This is a genomic window from Pedobacter sp. KBS0701 (genome assembly GCF_005938645.2).
GTDB lineage: Bacteria > Bacteroidota > Bacteroidia > Sphingobacteriales > Sphingobacteriaceae > Pedobacter.
This window is the reverse complement of the sequence record NZ_CP042171.1, coordinates 4505759-4524166: the sequence shown is the minus strand read 5'-3', so window position 1 is coordinate 4524166 and position 18408 is coordinate 4505759. Positions and strand designations below refer to the sequence as shown.

Annotated in this window: 13 protein-coding genes; 5 read left to right on the top strand and 8 right to left on the bottom strand. The window is 38.4% G+C overall.

Features of this window, described 5'->3' with window-relative positions; all coding sequences use genetic code 11:
- Positions 1 to 279: 279 nt before the first annotated feature.
- Both FFJ24_RS18220 and FFJ24_RS18215 read left to right on the top strand, forming a co-directional pair.
- Complete coding sequence (locus FFJ24_RS18220) at positions 280 to 651, top strand: hypothetical protein (protein WP_138818568.1); 372 nt, start codon at positions 280 to 282, stop codon at positions 649 to 651.
- Positions 652 to 670: 19 nt separating this feature from the next.
- A complete protein-coding gene (locus FFJ24_RS18215; protein WP_138818566.1) occupies positions 671 to 1168 on the top strand; it encodes a type I restriction enzyme HsdR N-terminal domain-containing protein in 498 nt (165 codons plus the stop codon).
- A gap of 142 nt (positions 1169 to 1310) precedes the next feature.
- On the opposite strand, the gene htpG is transcribed toward FFJ24_RS18215, so the two are convergent.
- From htpG to FFJ24_RS18180, 7 genes are all read right to left on the bottom strand, one after another.
- The gene (gene htpG / locus FFJ24_RS18210) at positions 1311 to 3197 is read right to left on the bottom strand and encodes a molecular chaperone HtpG (RefSeq protein WP_210419392.1); all 1887 of its coding nucleotides are present in this window, start codon (positions 3195 to 3197) and stop codon (positions 1311 to 1313) included.
- Between the two features lie 649 nt (positions 3198 to 3846).
- Positions 3847 to 4584, bottom strand: coding sequence for a DUF4241 domain-containing protein (locus FFJ24_RS18205; RefSeq protein WP_138818565.1), 738 nt, complete (start codon positions 4582 to 4584; stop codon positions 3847 to 3849).
- A gap of 90 nt (positions 4585 to 4674) precedes the next feature.
- Positions 4675 to 5067, bottom strand: a complete 393-nt coding sequence (locus tag FFJ24_RS18200; RefSeq protein WP_121283970.1) for a PleD family two-component system response regulator — start codon at positions 5065 to 5067, stop codon at positions 4675 to 4677.
- Between the two features lie 109 nt (positions 5068 to 5176).
- Complete coding sequence (locus tag FFJ24_RS18195; protein WP_246862651.1) at positions 5177 to 6040, bottom strand: N-acetylglucosamine kinase; 864 nt, start codon at positions 6038 to 6040, stop codon at positions 5177 to 5179.
- 292 nt (positions 6041 to 6332) lie between these two features.
- A complete protein-coding gene (locus tag FFJ24_RS18190) occupies positions 6333 to 7643 on the bottom strand; it encodes a TolC family protein (protein WP_138818563.1) in 1311 nt (436 codons plus the stop codon).
- A gap of 1 nt (position 7644) precedes the next feature.
- Complete coding sequence (locus tag FFJ24_RS18185; RefSeq protein WP_138818561.1) at positions 7645 to 10755, bottom strand: efflux RND transporter permease subunit; 3111 nt, start codon at positions 10753 to 10755, stop codon at positions 7645 to 7647.
- Between the two features lies 1 nt (position 10756).
- On the bottom strand, positions 10757 to 11854 hold the full coding sequence (locus tag FFJ24_RS18180; protein ID WP_138818559.1) for an efflux RND transporter periplasmic adaptor subunit: 1098 nt from the start codon (positions 11852 to 11854) through the stop codon (positions 10757 to 10759).
- A gap of 371 nt (positions 11855 to 12225) precedes the next feature.
- Between FFJ24_RS18180 and FFJ24_RS18175 the strand changes: the two genes are divergently transcribed.
- Entirely contained in the window at positions 12226 to 14055 is a 1830-nt protein-coding gene (locus tag FFJ24_RS18175) for a M61 family metallopeptidase (protein WP_138818557.1), read from the top strand.
- Positions 14056 to 14192: 137 nt separating this feature from the next.
- On the opposite strand, the gene FFJ24_RS18170 is transcribed toward FFJ24_RS18175, so the two are convergent.
- Entirely contained in the window at positions 14193 to 14657 is a 465-nt protein-coding gene (locus FFJ24_RS18170; protein ID WP_138818555.1) for a hypothetical protein, read from the bottom strand.
- Between the two features lie 256 nt (positions 14658 to 14913).
- Here FFJ24_RS18170 and FFJ24_RS18165 point away from each other — a divergent pair, with 256 nt between their 5' ends.
- Both FFJ24_RS18165 and ggt read left to right on the top strand, forming a co-directional pair.
- On the top strand, positions 14914 to 16689 hold the full coding sequence (locus FFJ24_RS18165; RefSeq protein WP_138818553.1) for a long-chain fatty acid--CoA ligase: 1776 nt from the start codon (positions 14914 to 14916) through the stop codon (positions 16687 to 16689).
- On the top strand, positions 16661 to 18382 hold the full coding sequence (ggt, locus tag FFJ24_RS18160) for a gamma-glutamyltransferase (protein ID WP_138818551.1): 1722 nt from the start codon (positions 16661 to 16663) through the stop codon (positions 18380 to 18382). Before FFJ24_RS18165 ends, ggt begins: the two co-directional genes overlap by 29 nt.
- Positions 18383 to 18408 lie beyond the last annotated feature (26 nt).

Sequence of the window (18408 nt, the reverse complement as noted above, 5' to 3'; positions counted from 1 at the left end):
GGTTTTGTCTAAAAAAAACCAGGGTTTCGTGTAATATTCTGGGTGGTTGATGTAAAAAAATTATCCGCACCCATTCTTTTTATAATCTTTAAACTGTTTGCCAAAAACAAAATAATTAGCGGTGAGAGCTACTAATTGTGAAAAACATCTGCCTGCCCAATCTTGTGTAGCCTGTGGATAATAAAATTGAAAACAGGCCATACAATACTGGGTTAGATTACCAAAAACAAGAAAACCGAAAAGCAAAGAAATATTCCCTACATCTACCCGAGCATCCACATGAAAAACAACGAATACGAGTATTTACTGAATAAAATCTATTACAAGGGGATTCTAAAAAATCAAGGAATCAACTCAGATATGTACCAGAGGATGCAAAATGAATATCGTAATCTTGATGGAAAGCCTGTTAAGGGCCAGTTAGATGGCGAACATGCCTTCAGGAAATCTTTTTTGGTTGTACGCAATTATGTTCAACAGGCTATAAAAGATGGCATGAAAAGCTTTCAGTTTACGATGCAGGCAAATGATATCAATAAATTAACTTATATGGTTGATATGTTGAACAGAAACTTTTTTGATAAACAAAGTTTAGATCAAATTATTATCACTGCAAATTCGGTATTTAACCAGTATAATTTAAAAAATTAACTACCTAAAATAGATAACAATGGAATTGAAAGACGAAATCGGGCAGTTTGCCGTAAGAATTAAGAAAATGCTTCCACAAGTTCAATCTGAGGATTTAACAAGGAATGCGTTAGTTATGCCTTTTATCCAGATCTTAGGGTTTGACCCTTCTGAGGTTCAATCTGAAGCCGTTCTAGACTTCGGGGTTAAAAAAAGTAAAAAAGTTGATTACACCATTATGAAAGATGGCGAACCAACAATTCTGGTTGAATGTAAACACCATAACGATAATTTGGATATTCATGATTCACGCCTGTCTAAATACTTCCGTAAAACAAAAGCGAAATATGGCTTATTAACCAACGGTTTAGTTTACCGCTTTTACACAGAGAAAATGGTGAGATCAAAGAAAAATCAAGAGCCATTATTCGAGTTTAAAATAACTGATACCAAAGCAGCTACTATTGCTAAAATGATCGAAGATCATAAAGATTATTTCAATGTAGATCAAAAAACTAATGTAGCAGCTACAAGCTAACAATATTAATTTAATCTAAGAGTTCCCAAAAATTTTCATCTAAAAGTCTTGATCTGATCAGGACTTTTTTTATGCCCTGTTGCAAAAGAAAAGGGAGAAACCGGTTCAGTTTCTCCCTTTAAACAATGACAGGATTTCCTGATTAAATTAACGCTACGCTTCTGCTTACAAATGCGGTTAACTCTGCTCCGGTTAACATCCCCTGTGCCAATAGCGCTAAATCTACCGCTTGTTTGGCCAAAGTGCTTTGTTCTGCTTCATCAGCGTTTAAAATCTTGCTGATCAACTTGTGGTTCCCATTAATGGCAACCTTGTAATTGTCCGGCATCTGGCCATAAAAGCCCATTCCACCGCCCATAGCAGCCATATCTTTCATACGGCGCATAAACTCGTCCATGGTGATCGTTACAGGCAGTTCCTCAGGGTGTAAAGCCACAATTTCTACATGCATACCTGGTTTGGTAATTGCTTTTTCAAAAATAGTGGTCACTTCTTTTACTTGATCTTCTGTTAAAACATGCTCATTTTGCTCGTCTTTCTCAATTAATTTATCTGCGACGCTCGAATCAACACGTTTGATCGATGTTTTTTCTAATTTTTGCTCTAACTGATTAATAAAGTGATTATCGATAGGCGAATCCAGCACTAAAACATCGTAATCTTTTTTATTGGCTGATTGGATAAATGCATCTTGTTTCGCAGCATCATTCGTGTATAAATACACTACCGTGCCGTTTTTATCAGTCTGTAAAGGAGATACTTTTTCTTTATATTCAGGAAGTGTGAAAAGCTCGTTTTTCGTGTTGCCTACTAAAGCAAAATCTTTGGCTTTGTCGTAAAATTTCTCTTCGCTAATCATACCGTATTTAACAAAAAGACCAATGTCTTTCCATTTATCTTCATAAGCTTTACGGTCTTTAGCAAATAGCTCACCTAATTTATCAGCAACCTTTTTTGTAATGTAGTTGTTGATCTTTTTAACATTGCTATCGGCCTGCAGGAAACTACGCGATACATTTAAAGGAATATCCGGAGAGTCAATTACCCCGTGCAATAACATTAAAAATTCAGGAACAATATCTTTAACCTCATCAGTAATAAATACCTGGCGAGAGTACAATTTGATTTTGTTGCGTTGCATTTCAAAATCGTTTTTCAACTTAGGGAAATACAGTACGCCCGTTAAATTAAAAGGATAATCAACATTTAAGTGGATCCAGAATAATGGTTCTTCACTAAATGGATATAATTCGCGGTAAAAGTTTAAATAATCCTCATCTGACAAATCTGCAGGAGCTTTTGTCCAGATCGGGTTAGTGGTATTGATAATGTTATCAACTTCAACATCGTTATATTTAGCTTTACCTTCTTCATCTACGCCATCTTCAACAGATTCTGTTTTAGTACCAAACTTAATTGGAACTGGTAAAAATTTAGCATATTTATTAAGGATTTCCTGCAGTTTGCTTTCTTCTAAAAACTCTTCCGAATCTTTGTTTACATGGAGGATAATATCAGTACCGCGGGTAGTTTTAGTACCTTCAGTAATTTCAAATTCTGTACTACCATCACAAACCCAACGTGCAGGCTCGGCGCCATCCTGGTATGATAAAGTTTGAATTTCTACCAAATCTGCAACCATAAAGGCCGAATAGAAGCCTAAACCGAATTTACCAATAATTTCATTGGCATCTTTAGCATCTTTAAATTTCTCTACAAACTCACTCGCGCCAGAAAATGCAACCTGGTTAATGTACTTTTTAATCTCTTCAGCAGTCATACCCAAACCATTATCACTAATGGTAATGGTTTTAGCATCCTTATCAACAGCAACTTGTACCAATGGTGCACCAACTTCGCCATTAAACTGGCCTAATGAACCTAGTCTTTTAATTTTCTGAACAGCATCTACTGCGTTAGAAACCAACTCACGAAGAAAAATTTCGTTATCAGAGTATAAAAACTTCTTAATTATCGGGAAAATATTCTCGGTATGTATAGAAATATTTCCTTTTTCCTGTATGCTCATATGTAAATAAATTGTTTAATCTACATCCTGCATAACAAGGGTTGTTCCAAAAGAATTTATTTGACAAAATGACAGCCGCACGAATCGTCATTGCGAAGCCAATTCTTTATTGGCTGTGGCGATCTAACTTGTAAATGGTTTTCTTGTTGTTGGAAGTTACTTGCTTTATGATTCCATGGTCTGTGTCTCACAGACCACTAGTTTGTTTTTATTATTACACAGTTTAAATAATGATTTGAAAAGCAAAACCTGTATTCACAATTATTGTTAGCCCCGCTGTACCTTCTGCCGACTGAAGGATCGGGCATTCGTCCCATCGGGTTTAGATCAGGTAGTGCTGTGCCAGTAGGAGGGGTTTCCACTCATAGCGCCTATTCAATAGTCTTTATTTCCACTATGTTGTTAAGTTAAGCACAGTCGTTGTCAGTCTGAGCGGAGTCGAAGACCTTTTTCTCAGTAGTCGATTCCAAATCCATGATCTATGTTCCACAGACCAAGGTCCTTAAGTTAAGATTTTTAACCACAGATACACACGGATTTCATATCTGTGTGCATCCTTCCTATCTGTGGTTAAATTATTTTTGCTTGTTGCCTGCCCGAGGCTTAACTTAATGATATTGCCGCACAGGCCATCATTAGTAATCGTAATTTACTCTTCATCACGATAAGCCAATTCAATATCAATAAACTGGATAATTAACGAGCATACATTACCTTCAACATCAAAACCATAATAAACAGGGTAGGTGCCATCGCCAAAACCACTCTGGAAAAATGGAATATGATAATCTGTTCCAGGAATTTTCCAGTTGATCCAGTCGCCGGCTTCGCGTTGATAAATAGGATTTTCTGCATAGTTAGCGGCAAAAAGTACCGCGAAATGATCATCGTATAAGTTTTTACCTGGATTTTCGTTATGAAATTTATCCTGGAAGGCACAGAAATGTTTTAGTGTTTCTTTATCTAGAACACAACCTAAACCCGCATCCACGTTAAACCCGAAAAATTCACCTTCGTTAAAATCAACAAGGTCTTCGGTTCCGATTAATGCTTCTTCAAACCTGATTGCATCATAAGCGGTAAACTGTACCTTAACCGCGGCATAACGGGCACAATCATGATCATCAGGTACCACTACAGCGGCAGTAACGGGAAATTCGCCCGTTGGTACTTTGATCAGATAGGGCTCTGCATCTTTTTGAATATAAACCAATGGATCGCGTACCAAAATATCGCCTGTTGGAATGGAAACGCTACCAAGTTCAAGATGATCGATTTTTTTTCCTCCTACAGTTGTTTCTTCGAAATAATCATTAAGGTTGTTTGGGCAAGCTAGCAGGTTACGCTTTTCATTCCAGGTTTTCAACCATTCTTCACTTGGTTTCATGATATTCAGTTTTTCGTTTTAAGATATATGAAAATAAAAAAGCCAGGAAGATTAAAGTCTTTCTGGCTAATATTTTGATCCAAATGGGATTTAATTTAAATGAAAACTTGGTTTATCTTCTTCCAATGATAGGATTTTACTGATTTTTTTAAGCAACACATCCATTTGGAATGGTTTCGATAAGAAATCGTCCTGGCCGTAGTTTAAGGTTGTAAAATCTTTTGGATCGTATAAGCCAGAAATAAGCAAAATTGGAATTTTAGAAGTGCTTTCAATTGATTTTAACTGTTCGCATAATACACGCCCATCAATATGCCCAAGAGAAATATCGAGTAAAATTAAATCAGGATTAAATTTTTCAATTCTGTTAAAAATCTCTTCACCATCATTCAGTGCCGAAACTTTAAACCCTCCGATTTCCAGTATTAATTGTATGGTTTCTAAAACCTCAATATCATCGTCTACTACCAGTATTCTTTTCATATATGTGTGTGCAATTATATGCTGTTGAAAGTATAACAAAAGTTTTTGTGGATATGTTTACAATCTTAAGCATATTTTAACAATTTATTATGGCAAAGTAGATTTTGATTTAGCTGGCCTGTTGTATAATGCCTTCTTTATGTAAAATGAAATTAAACAGTTCATCTATCGGTTTTTGTAAAATTTTACCTGGCTCGATGCCATTTTCTACCAATACCGAAATGAGTGCATCCTGATAATAGTAGGCAATAGAGCCTACAAAGTGGCAAGGTACATTTTTGTGTTTAGGGTAGTCTTTAACATTCGTATCTACAAATTCCTGAAAACCGCTTCTTAAAATGTCCTGAATAAATGGATGGTCTTTATGGTTGGCCATAAAACGGCTAAAACCGGCTAAGTAAATATTAGGGAAAGGTTTTTGATACACGTTAGTAATAATCTGCTCTTTTTCTGCAGGGAAAGACTTTTTAAATTCTGCCGCTAAAGATGGTGGCATTTTATTGTATAAATAACTTAGAAGCACTTTTTTACCAAAGAAAGTACCAGAACCTTCATCGCCTAGAACGTAGCCCAGGCCATGGTGCCCGTCATGGATTTTTTTTCCATCAAAATAACAGATATTCGATCCTGTACCTAAAATACAGTTTAAACCTTCTGCATTTCCGCAAGTAGCATATACCGAACCCAGAAGGTCGTGATCTACCGAAATAAAAGCATTACCAAAAACAGCTGAAAGACCATTTGAGACAACTTCATGTTTGTCGGGAGAAGAACAACCAGCTCCAAAAAAGTAGATTTCTTTTACCTCATCGGCATATTGTAATAAAGATTCATTTTTAGAAATCAGATTGGTTATTTCTTGCTCACTTAAGAAATAAGGGTTTATTCCAGGAGTGCTAAATTTAATGGTTTCGCCATTGTGATAGCCCATCCAATCAGTTTTTGATGAGCCACTATCTGCAACAAGTATCATGGCACTAAATATAAAAATTAATTATAGAATTTTATACTTGAAATAATTTCGTTACTTCTGTTAAACCGTTTAATTTAAGTAAATAAAATAACCATTCACCAGTAAAAAATGATCAATCAATTACCAATGAACCAATTGGGGTTTAATGCTAAATTCACGGAGTCATTTTACAATAAAATAATTTAATACCGCGAACCATTTGATTTGTGCACCATGTCAGCCATTGACTAAGGAATGAACAAGTACCAATGAGCTAATGACTATTGAACAAATGAACATATAAATCGGCACACTATTTCGATAAATCTATAGTTCCACTAATTGCTTTTAAGTTTGTTTCGGCTATTTTTGCCTGATACTGCATTTCAATAAAGCGGTTTTGCGCGTCGATGGCATTACGTTGTGCTTCTCTTAGCTCTAAAGGAGCGATGCTTCCCAACCGGTATTTTGCCAGCGTGATATCAAGGTTTTCTTTTGCAATATCCACATTGCGTTGCTCTAATTTGATCAGATCAAGGTAAGTACTGTAATTTTGATAAGCCGTGAGCAATTGCGAGTTTACATCGAGTTTGGTTTTGCTTAAGGTTAAGGTCGAGTTTTCAATATCTATCCTGGCATTTCGCTCATTCTGTCTTTGTAAAAAACCATTAAATAAGTTGATACTTGCCGTAACGCCATAGGTAAATCCATTGGCGGCAAATTTTTGGTTAAAACCTGTTGGGCTGGTACTATTTGCCCTGCTATAGCCAGAGTTTAGGCTAACTGACGGATAGCGGGCCCCACGGATAGATTTTAAATTTAAGGAAGCAATGCGTTGATTAATAAACGCATTTTGCACATTGGGATTCTGCTGCTCGGCCATTTCGGCCATTTTACTATATAAGATACCTTTATCTACATCAATATTACTATCTACAGAAAACATTGTGCCAATATCGCGAACCATTAATTGGTTTAAACGAATTTTAGCTACCTGTAAAGCATTTTTGCTTTGCAGGTAATTTGAAGTGTCGGTATTGTAATCAACTTGTGCGGTTAATACATCGAGCTTTGAACCCCGGCCTAATTGTAATTTGGTATTAGCAATATTGGTGCGCAACACTGAAACATCCATGGCGCTATCTGCCGCTATAACCAGTTGTTGTTGCCTCACCACATCATAATAAGCTGTAATTACATCGGCAACGGTGGTTAAGATGGTTAACCTCGAATTAAGTTCGCCTTGTTTTTGCAGTTCTTTCAAGCGGTCATAATTGGCAAACATGCTAAAACCGTCAAAAATAGTCCAGTTTAAGTCGGCACCATAGCTGTTATTGGTACTTTTTGCACCCGTAATTACCCTATCTGGGCCTGTTGCTGGCGTTTGGCGTGTATTTTGGATACTTCCACCATTGGTATAATTTCCGGTTAAATTAGGCAACATCCCCGCATTACCGATATTGGCGTTGTTTTTTGCAATATCGATCTGGTTTTTGCTGATTTTTATATCGTAGTTATTCTGTAAAGCAATGGTGATGGCCTCCTGTAAGCTCAGTTTCTCTTGTGCAAAGGCCGAAAGCGATAGGCTTAATAACAGAATCAATATTTTTAATTTCTTGCTCATCTTATTCTTCTGTATGTAAAGCTTCTTGTTCAAAACGATGGGCTTCTTTTAATTCTTTGTTTGGTTTATATGGTTTTGCCCAATAAGAGTAAATGGCCGGGATCACAAATAAGGTTAATACCAGCGAGAACAATGTTCCACCTACAATTACGGTTCCCATACTCATCCTGCTTTTTGCAGCGGCACCTAAAGCTAAGGCAATAGGTAAGGCACCAATGGCAATGGCCAAACTGGTCATTAAAATTGGGCGCAAACGCGAAACAGCAGCTTCACGGATGGCTTCTGGTATCGGAGTACCTTTTTCTTTTAACTGGTTGGCAAATTCGACAATCAAAATACCATTTTTGGTTACCAGACCAATTAACATAATGGTTCCGATCTGACTAAAAATATTCCAGCTCTGTCCGCAGAGCCACAACGATAAAAATGCGCCCGCAACGGCCATTGGTACCGTTAAAATAATGATAATCGGGTCTTTAAAACTTTCAAACTGTGCCGAAAGGATTAAATAAACCAATAGGAGGGCTAAACCAAAGGCAAAGAAAGTGTTAGATGAACTCTCCTTAAAATCCCGCGATTCTCCACTTAAATCGGTCGAAAAGGTTTCGTCCAATACTTTTTTAGAAATGGCATCCATGGCATCTATACCTTCGCCGATACTTTTTCCAGGGGCTAAACCTGCCGAAACAGTGGCCGCAATAAAACGGTTATTTCTGTACAGTTGCGGTGGACTACTTTCTTCTTTGGCAGTAACTACGTTGTCGAGCTGTACCAGTTCGCCTTTATCATTACGAACATAAACCGAACTCAGATCTAATGGATCTTTTCTGTCGCCACGGTCAAACTGACCGATTACCTGGTATTGTTTTCCGTTCATAAAAAAGTACGAAAACCTTTGCCCGCTTAAACCAAGATTTAAGGTTTGGGCGATGGCAGAGATCGAAACTCCTAAATTCTTGGCTTTGTCTCTGTCTATGGTTAGGTTAATTTCGGGTTTGTTAAATTTCAGGTTCACATCCGAAACGGTAAATGTAGGGTCTTTGGCCACTGCATCCATGAACAATGGGATTTTCTCCCGTAGCTTTTCAAAATTTTGTGCCTGAATGATGTAACTAATGGGTAATCCACCACGGCGCCCAACGGAAATGGTAGGCTGCTGGTTAACGATGGTTTTACCTTCGGTATATTTTTTAGTCACCCTGGTAAGCATATCAGCAATATCTTTTTGCGAACGTTCACGTTCTTCCGGATCGATTAAACCCATCCTAACAAAACCAGAATTTACCGAACCCGAACCACCAAAACCCGGTGAGGTGATGGTAATGTTCACATTTTTTTCCGGAACAGAATCGATCACCAATTGGTTCAGTTTCATGATAAACTTATCAGTATAGGTAAAAGATGCACCTTCTGGAGTGGTTACGTTGATGTTGATTGCACTTCTATCATCGTAAGGAGCGGTTTCTTTTGGTAAAACCTTCCAGAATAAGAAAATTAGGCCCATACATACCAGAATAATCGGGATGGAAAGCCACCTTTTATCTAGAAACTTATTCAAATTCGATTCGTACGCATCGTTCAGCTTTACAAAATAAGGCTCTGTCCAATTGTAAAACCTTGAAGGTTTATGCCCACCTTTTTTCATCAGGTAGGCATTCAACATCGGGGTTAAAGTAAGGGATACAAACGCGGATACCAATACGGCAGCGCCGATTACCACCCCAAATTCCCTGAATAAACGGCCAACAAAACCCTGTAAGAAAATTACGGGCAGGAATACTGCGGCAAGCGTAATGGAAATGGAAATTACGGCAAAAAAGATTTCGTTTGATCCTTTAATGGCCGCCTCAAATGGCGACATCCCTTCTTCCACCTTTTTGAAGATATTTTCAGTTACCACAATGCCATCATCCACTACTAAACCTGTAGCGAGTACAATGGCCAGTAAACTCAATACGTTTATCGAGAAGCCAAAAGCATACATAATAAAGAAAGTGAAAACTAAGGATACCGGAATATCAATCAATGGCCTGAAAGCAATGGCCCAATCTCTAAAGAACAGGTAAATGATCAAAATTACCAATACCAGTGATAAACCAATGGTTTCGGCCACCTCTGTTACAGAACGTTTAATAAACAAGGTATTATCTAAGGCTACTTTAAGCTTAATGTCCTGTGGAATGTCAGCTTTTAATTTATCAAAACGTTTGTAAAACTCTTTACTGATATCGAGATAATTGGCTCCCGGCTGCGGGATAATGGCAATAGCCACCATCGGTCTGCCCGACTCGCGCAGAATGGTTTCTTCGTTTTCTGGCCCTAAAACTGCATAACCCACATCCTTTAGCTTAACTACCTGATTGCTATCGGCTTTTAAGATTAAGTTGTTAAACTGACTTTCGTTTGTTAGTTTTCCTAAAGTCTTAACCGTTAGTTCAGTAGTTGCCCCGGTAATTTTTCCTGATGGAAGCTCGACATTTTCATTGTCTAATGCGGTAACAATATCCTGCGAGGTTAAGCCGTAAGCACTTAGTTTATTCGGATCCATCCAGATACGCATGGCATATTTTCTTTGCCCCTGGATTTGTACACTACTTACCCCCGGAATGGTTTGAATACGGTCGGCAATTACGTTTTCAGCGAAATCGCTTAGCTCTAATGTATTGCGTTTATCGCTCTGTATCGTCATCGATAAAATGGGATCAGAGTTGGCATCGGCCTTACTTACAACTGGTAAACCGTCAATATCTTTAGGTAAAGTTCTGGCCGCTTGCGATACTTTATCACGCACATCATTTGCGGCCTCCTCAATATTTTTATCGAGGTTAAACTCTATGGTAATATTGCTCGTTCCCTGGTTACTTGATGAAGAAATATTTCTGATCCCATCGATAGAATTGATCGATTTTTCTAAGGGCTCGGTAATTTGTGATTCGATAATATCAGAGTTGGCCCCAGGATAAGAGGTTCTTACCGAAACCACCGTTGGATCGATAGATGGATATTCCCGTACACCGAGAAAGGTATAGCCGATTATCCCGAAAAGGACAATCAATAAGTTCATCACAATGGCCAGAACGGGCCTTTTTATACTCGTGGTTGAGATGCTCATATTATTCTTTTACCAAATGAACTTTTACAGGAGCATCTTTCTTCAAGGCCATTGATCCGGTAGTCAGTACTGTGTCGCCAGCTTTTAATCCTGATGTAATCACAATGTTTTCATCGGTACGGGTGCCGGCTTCTACCTTAACTTCCTTTGCTTTGCCATTCTTTTGGATGTACACGATTTTTCCTTTTAAAACCGGGACAACTGCTTCGTTTGGAATCAGAATGGCATTTTGAAGGGTATTTAGGGCCAGTTTAATTTTGGCGAAAGACCCTGGTAATAGCGCATTATCTGCATTTGGTGCCAAAGCCCTGATTTGTAATGTTCTGGTAGTGGCATTAATCCCTGGCTCTATCGCATAAACTTTTCCTTTATTTTCTTTGGAAGAACCATCGGTAGTAAATATGATTTCAGAATTTACTTTAATCTGTCCTGCATATTTCTCCGGAACAGAAAAAGTAACTTTAACCGGATTGGTACTCACCAGGTTTGCAATTACCGTTGCCGGGGTTAAATAAGTGCCGGCAGAAATACTGCGTAAACCCACGCGGCCTGTAAAAGGTGCCCGGATAGTAGTTTTGGCCAGCTGCGCCCTGATTAATTGCGCTTGTGCCTGTAATGATTTTAAATCAGCTAAAGAAGTATCGTACTCCTCTTGGCTGATGGCACCTTTGGCCAGCAATTGTTTTGCGCGGTTCTCGTTTGTGCCCGAAAGTTTTTGTTTGGTCAACGCATCCTGCAATTGCGCCTGTATATCTCTGTCGTTTACTTTCACCAGCACACTTCCTTTTGATACCGTTGTACCTTCCTGGAAATAAATTCCGGTAACCAATCCTGATACTTCACTTTTCAATACAACCGATTCGTTTGCATCAATAGCACCGGTTATCTCCAGGTCATTGTCAAACGATACTGGCTTAACTATAATTCCATCAACTACCAATGGCGCAGAAGAACCTCCTTTACCCCCGTCTTTACCTTTCCCTGCCCCCGCAGATGCCCCGCCTTTTCCTTCGAGTTTCTTGTTAGCGTTAATTCTGTAATAGACTAAATAAGCCAGGCCTATAGCTAAAACAGCATAGATAATATACCTTTTCTTCATGTTTATATTTGTGTCGTGCGTATTCCAAACATTAAAATAAGATTAATGTTCCAGAATTAGAGCGTAAAAATATTCAAATAGTTTAGTCCTAAATTTGTTGTATTAAGGATGTTACCGATTTTAGTTCGAAGTCTGAAGCGGGAAAGTTTATAGTTTGGATGAAAAATAATAAGTAGCGATCAATTATTATCCGTCGAAAATGAACAAACTAATGCCTGGTGCCACTTGGGCTGTTAAAGTTCCATCCGCATTCCGCATATCCCCCAACGCCAAACGCGGGGCAAACAGAAACAACTATTTTACAACACATTTAGCTATTTTATATTAAAACACCATCAATAAATCTAAATTTGCAGCAAAACACAGTGAATATGTTTAATAAAAAATCAATTTTAAGTTTAGTTTTACTACTAACGTGTATTATGGCAGCGAAGGCGCAGGTAAAAATAGGCTTTGAGGTTTCTTTTAAAGAGCCGCAAGCGCATTATGCAGAGGTGCAGATGAATATTTCCGGACTGATAAAAGATTATGTAGATGTAAAAATGCCGGTTTGGACCCCGGGTTCTTATTTGATCCGCGAGTTTGAAAAAAGTGTAGAAGAATTTAAGGCAACTGCAGCAGGTAAGACCGTAAAAGTTGAAAAAGTAAAGAAAAACACCTGGAGAATTTTTTCAGCCAAAGCGGCTAAAATCCAGATCAATTACCGTGTTTATGCATTTGAAATTTCGGTGCGTACACCATTTATAGACGAATCTCACGCTTTCTTATCCCCAACAGGGATTTTTATGCATCCTGACGGCATGATTAAATCGCCAAGTACAGTGAAAATTATTCCTTTTAATACTTGGAGCAAAGTTTCTACCGGATTAACCCCGGTTGCTGGCGAGCAGTTTACTTATAAGGCAACCGATTTTGATATTCTTTACGATAGCCCTATTGAAGTGGGTAACCAGGATATTTTCGAATTTACAGCCGCAGGTGTGCGCCATGAAGTGGCCATGTACGGTGGGGGTAATTATGATAAAGAAAAGCTAAAAGTAGATATGGCCAAAATTGTAGAAAAAGAAACTGCAGTTTATGGCGAAAACCCTAATAAATATTACCTTTTCATTGTCCATAATTTCTTAAAAGGTGGAGGTGGTTTAGAACACTTAAACTCTACCACTTTAGGTGCTACAAGAAATGCTTACAATACTGTTGAAGGATATAAAGGCTTTTTAGGTTTGGTTGCACACGAGTATCACCACTTATGGAATGTGAAACGTTTGCGCCCTATCGCTTTAGGTCCATTCGATTACGATAACGAAAATTACACCACCAATCTTTGGGTTGCCGAAGGTTTTACCTCTTATTACGAAAACAAATATTTGCACCGTGCCGGTTTTACTGACGTGAGCGAATTTTTGAAAGATTTAGCAGGTGGCGTAGGTACAGTTTTAAATACCCCGGGTGCCAAATACCAGTCGGCCGCTTCGTCTAGTTATGATGCATGGATTATAGGGTATCGCCCGAACGAGAACTCAAAGAATAATTCAATATCTTATTATAACAAAGGCGAAGTGATTGGAATTTTGATGGACCTCGAAATTATTAACGCGACCAAAGGTGCTAAAAGCTTAGATGATGTAATGAAAGCCATGTACCTGCAATGCAAAACATTAAAACGGGGTTACACCGATGCAGAGTTTAAAGCAATGGTAGAGAAAATAGCTGGAATTAGCTTTACCAATTTCTGGACAAAATATGTTAACGGGGTAGATGATGTAGATTATGTGAAATACTTCGGTTATGCGGGTGTAGATATATCGACCGAAAATGCAACACCAGGCAAACCGGTTACAGGTGCTTCTGGCCAGTTGACCAACGATGGTTTGGTGATTACTTCTACCACAAGAAATTCTGCAGCCTGGATTAGCGGGTTAAACGTAAATGATGTGGTACTCAGTTTAGATGATTCATCACTAAGTGATGCACTATCAACGGTAAGGTTAAAAAGCCCGATGATTTCTTTAGATGCAATCCCATTGGTAGGTAAAAAGAATATTGGTGATTTATTGAAAGTTATGGTTAAACGTGATGGATTAGAGAAGGAAATTTCTTTAACCCTGAAAGAGAATCCAAGTGTACGCTTAAATGTAACTGTTAACGAAAATGCAACTCCTGCACAAAAAGCAGTATTAAAAAAATGGACGGGTGTTTAATCCGTAGTCTTAAGTCCTCAGTCTTGAGTCTATAGTTCAAGGCATAAAAAATCCCGTAAGATTAATTTCCTACGGGATTTTTTATACCATATACTTTTGCTTTAGTCTTTCAGCACTCAGCGCCAAACGCTCTCCGCTTAAAAAGTATATCTGAAGCCTAAACCGAATCTTCCGGCGTTAAAATCGCTATCATTACTTCCGATATATAATCTAGGTCTCCAGTCTAAAGCCAATGCCAAAGGTGCGCCAGAGAATTTATAATCTAAACCAACCATCGGAACCAGGTAAAAACTAGAACCACCATCATACAATTGAATCGAAGGACCACCACCTAAATACCAGTCTAAACCTTTTGCACCAGGGATAGATGAATTGTATTGAAGAAATGCCTGTATAATAGTAGAATTTCCACCAAATAATACATCACCTTGAATGGCTGCTTTAGGGCTAAAGTGATGCCTAACTGATGGACCAACCAATGTTGCGCCATCACCAAAATCAATGCCTAAACCTAATCCGGTTTTGTAGTTTTGGGCTTTAACGTTTGTTGTAGTAAGGGCAAACAATGCAATGCATCCTAAAATTGTAAATAACTTTTTCATAATTTAAATGTTTTGTAAATAATTATCACCCTAACAACTTTAATGCCGTTTCTGTTTTTTTGGTAAAAATTCCATCAGGATAAAAAACAATGCTTGCATAGTAATTTTGTAATTACTAAGTTTATTAAAATATTTTTAATGTAAAATAAATGCAGCATTTTACTAACTGCGAGGTATTATTTTAATTAAAAAGGCATAATAGGTGGCAATCTTTATGTTTGATTTTTATAATTTAACCAAATAATATACAATTGATATGGCGGCAGAAATTAAACGGGTTTTTGATCTTTTGAAATACAGCCTCGAAAATCCTAAGCAGGAATTCATCAGCGGAAAAATTAACGGAAAATGGATAAATTATAGTACAGTCAATTTTTGTAACGCTGTAGATAACCTAAGCCGTGGATTAATTAAACAGGGCATAGGCAAAGGGGGCAGGGTTGCTGTAATGTCGCACAACCGGCCAGAGTGGAATATTGCCGATTTTGCGGCCAACCAGATTGGGGCTTATCAGATTCCATTATATCCAACTTTAGCCGAGCACGATATTCAGTTTATCTTAAAAGATGCAGAAATCGCCATTATTTTTGTGGCTGATGAAGATTTGCATAAAAAAATTAAACCTTGTGCCGATGCCATAAACCCGGATATTAAAATTTATAGCTTTAACGAAATTACGGAAGTCGAAAACTGGAATACGTTAATTGAACTGGGCAAAGCGAGTAACGATATCGATTTGGAAGAATATCGCGCAAAAGTGGAGCCTGAAGATGTTTTAACCTTAATTTATACTTCAGGTACAACAGGAACACCTAAGGGAGTAATGTTAACACACAATAACTTAGTCGCAAATTTTGTAAACTCAGCCGTAGTTATACCAGAAGGCGTTAAAAAAGGTTTAAGTTTTCTGCCTTTATCACACATTTTCGAGCGGATGATCATTTATTTATATCTGTTCAATTATACCGGAATTTATTATGCAGAAAGTATGGAAACTATTGTAGCCGATATTCAGCATGTAAAACCCAATGTATTTTCTACCGTTCCAAGGCTTCTCGAAAAAGTATACGATAAGATAATGGAAAAGGGTAAAGCATTAACTGGAATTAAGAAAGGAATTTTCTTCTGGTCTGTAGCTTTAGCCGAAAAATATACCATTGATGCAGGTGCCTGGTATAACTTTAAATTGGGGATTGCCCGTAAGTTGGTTTTCAAAAAATGGCAGGAAGCTTTAGGCGGCGAAATCGTGGTGATCGTATCTGGCGGAGCAGCGCTAAATCCGCGTCTGGCGAGAATTTTCTGGGCAGCTGGTATGCCTGTTTTTGAAGGATATGGACTTACTGAAACCTCGCCGGTAATTACGGTTAACCATTTGGGAGGAACCATGTTCGGAACGGTAGGGGAAGTAATTAAAGGTGTGGAAGTTAAAATAGCACCAGATGGAGAAGTCTTAACCCGGGGACATCAGGTAATGAAAGGTTACTATAACCGACCTGACTTAACTGATGAAGCGATAGATAAAGAGGGGTGGTTCCATACCGGAGATATTGGAGAACTGGTTGATGGCCGCTTTTTAAGAATCACCGACCGTAAAAAAGAAATGTTTAAAACAGCAGGCGGTAAGTATGTTGCTCCACAAATGCTGGAGAATAAATATAAAGAATCGATTTTTATCGAACAGATTATGGTTTTGGGTGAAAATAGAAAATTCCCTTCTGCATTGATCGTTCCTAATTTCGAAACCTTAAAAACCTGGGCAGGTAGAAAAGGCATTACTTTTACCTCGAATGAAGAGATTATTAAAAACGAACAGGTGCTTACTAAATATAATGAGGTTATCGAAGCCGCAAATGTAGGGTTTGGTAAATGGGAGCAGGTAAAAAGATTTGCATTGTTAGCTAAAGAGTGGAGCATAGATGGCGGTGAGCTTACCCCAAAATTAAGTTTGAAAAGAAAGGTAATTACCGAAAAAAACAATGAGGTAATAGAAAAAATATATAAAGATGCGGAAAACTATAAAGCCCCTCAATAACCTAAAAATATCGTTAATATACCTAAGCACTGTGTTGTTATTCGCTGGCTGTGTAACCGGACAATTGGGTAAAAACAACAGCGGTGAATATAAAAATGGAATGGTGGTTTCTGCCCATCCGGAAGCGTCGCAGGTGGGTATAGATATTTTAAAAAGAGGAGGGAATGCTGTTGATGCAGCCGTTGCAGTTCAGTTCGCGCTTGCAGTAGTTTATCCTAACGCAGGGAATATTGGCGGGGGTGGCTTTATGGTATATCGTGGTGCAAACGGCGAAATCAGTGCTTTAGATTTTAGAGAAAAAGCCGCTGCGGCAGCCAGCAGAGATATGTATCTGGATGCTGCTGGCAATCCGGTTGTTGATAAAAGTCTTTACGGCCATTTAGCTGCGGGCGTACCAGGATCTGTAGATGGTATGGTAGAGGCACACAAAAAATACGGAAGGCTTTCCTGGGCACAAGTATTGCAGCCGGCAATAAATTTAGCGCAAAACGGTTTTAAAATTACTAAAAGGCAGGCTGGTGAATTGAATGCTTTGCATAGAAAGTTTATGGATTTTAATCCAAATGGAACGGCCCTTGTAAATTTGGAAAAAACCTGGCAGGAAAATGATCTTTTGATCCAAAAAGAACTTGGTAATACCATAAAACAGATCCAGGAAAAAGGCAGGGCAGGTTTTTATGAAGGTGCTGTAGCCGATTCGGTTGTGGCAGAAATGCAACGCGGCAAAGGACTTATAACAAGAGAAGATTTAAAAAATTACCACGCTATCTGGCGTAAACCCATAACCGGTAACTATAGGGGCTACAAAATTATTACTATGCCGCCTACTTCTAGTGGAGGTATAGCACTGATCCAATTGCTCCAGTCTGTAGAGCCTTATCCTTTAAAAAAATGGGGACACAATGCCGATTCAACCGTGCAGGTGATTGTAGAAGCCGAAAGGAGAGTGTATGCCGATCGCGCAACATATTTAGGCGATCCTGATTTTTACGCCGTGCCACAACAACAATTATTAAATGCCTCCTATAATAAAAGTCGAATGGCAAACTTTAGCTGGACAGCAGCAACGCCAAGCAGTGCTGTTTTGGCTGGCGAAATAAAAGGTGCAGAACACGAAGAAACCACACATTTCTCCATTGTAGACCGCGATGGAAATGCCGTCTCCATTACCACTACTTTAAATGGCTCTTATGGATCGCTGGTTGCAGTAAAAGGAGCTGGCTTTTTGTTGAATAACGAAATGGACGATTTTTCTGTTAAACCTGGCGCACCCAATATGTATGGCTTAGTAGGTGGAGAAGCCAATGCCATTGCACCGAATAAACGAATGTTAAGTTCTATGACGCCAAGCATTGTAGAGAAAGATGGAAAATTATTTATGGTGGTAGGTACACCAGGCGGATCAACTATTATCACTTCTGTATTTCAAACCATTATTAATGTAATCGATTTCGATATGCCTATGCAATCCGCTGTAGCGGCTAAAAAGTTTCATCATCAATGGTTACCGGATGAGGTGTATGTAGAAAAAGATGCCATCGATAGTTTATCAGTAGAGAAATTAAAAGCAAAAGGCTATAAAATCATACAAAGAGGCCCGATTGGTAGGGTTGATGCTATTTTAAAGACAAAATGGGGAAATTATCAGGGTGGTGCTGACCCGAGGGGAGATGATAAAGCCATCGGTTGGTAACTGTTTTTAGGGCAAGAAATTATGAT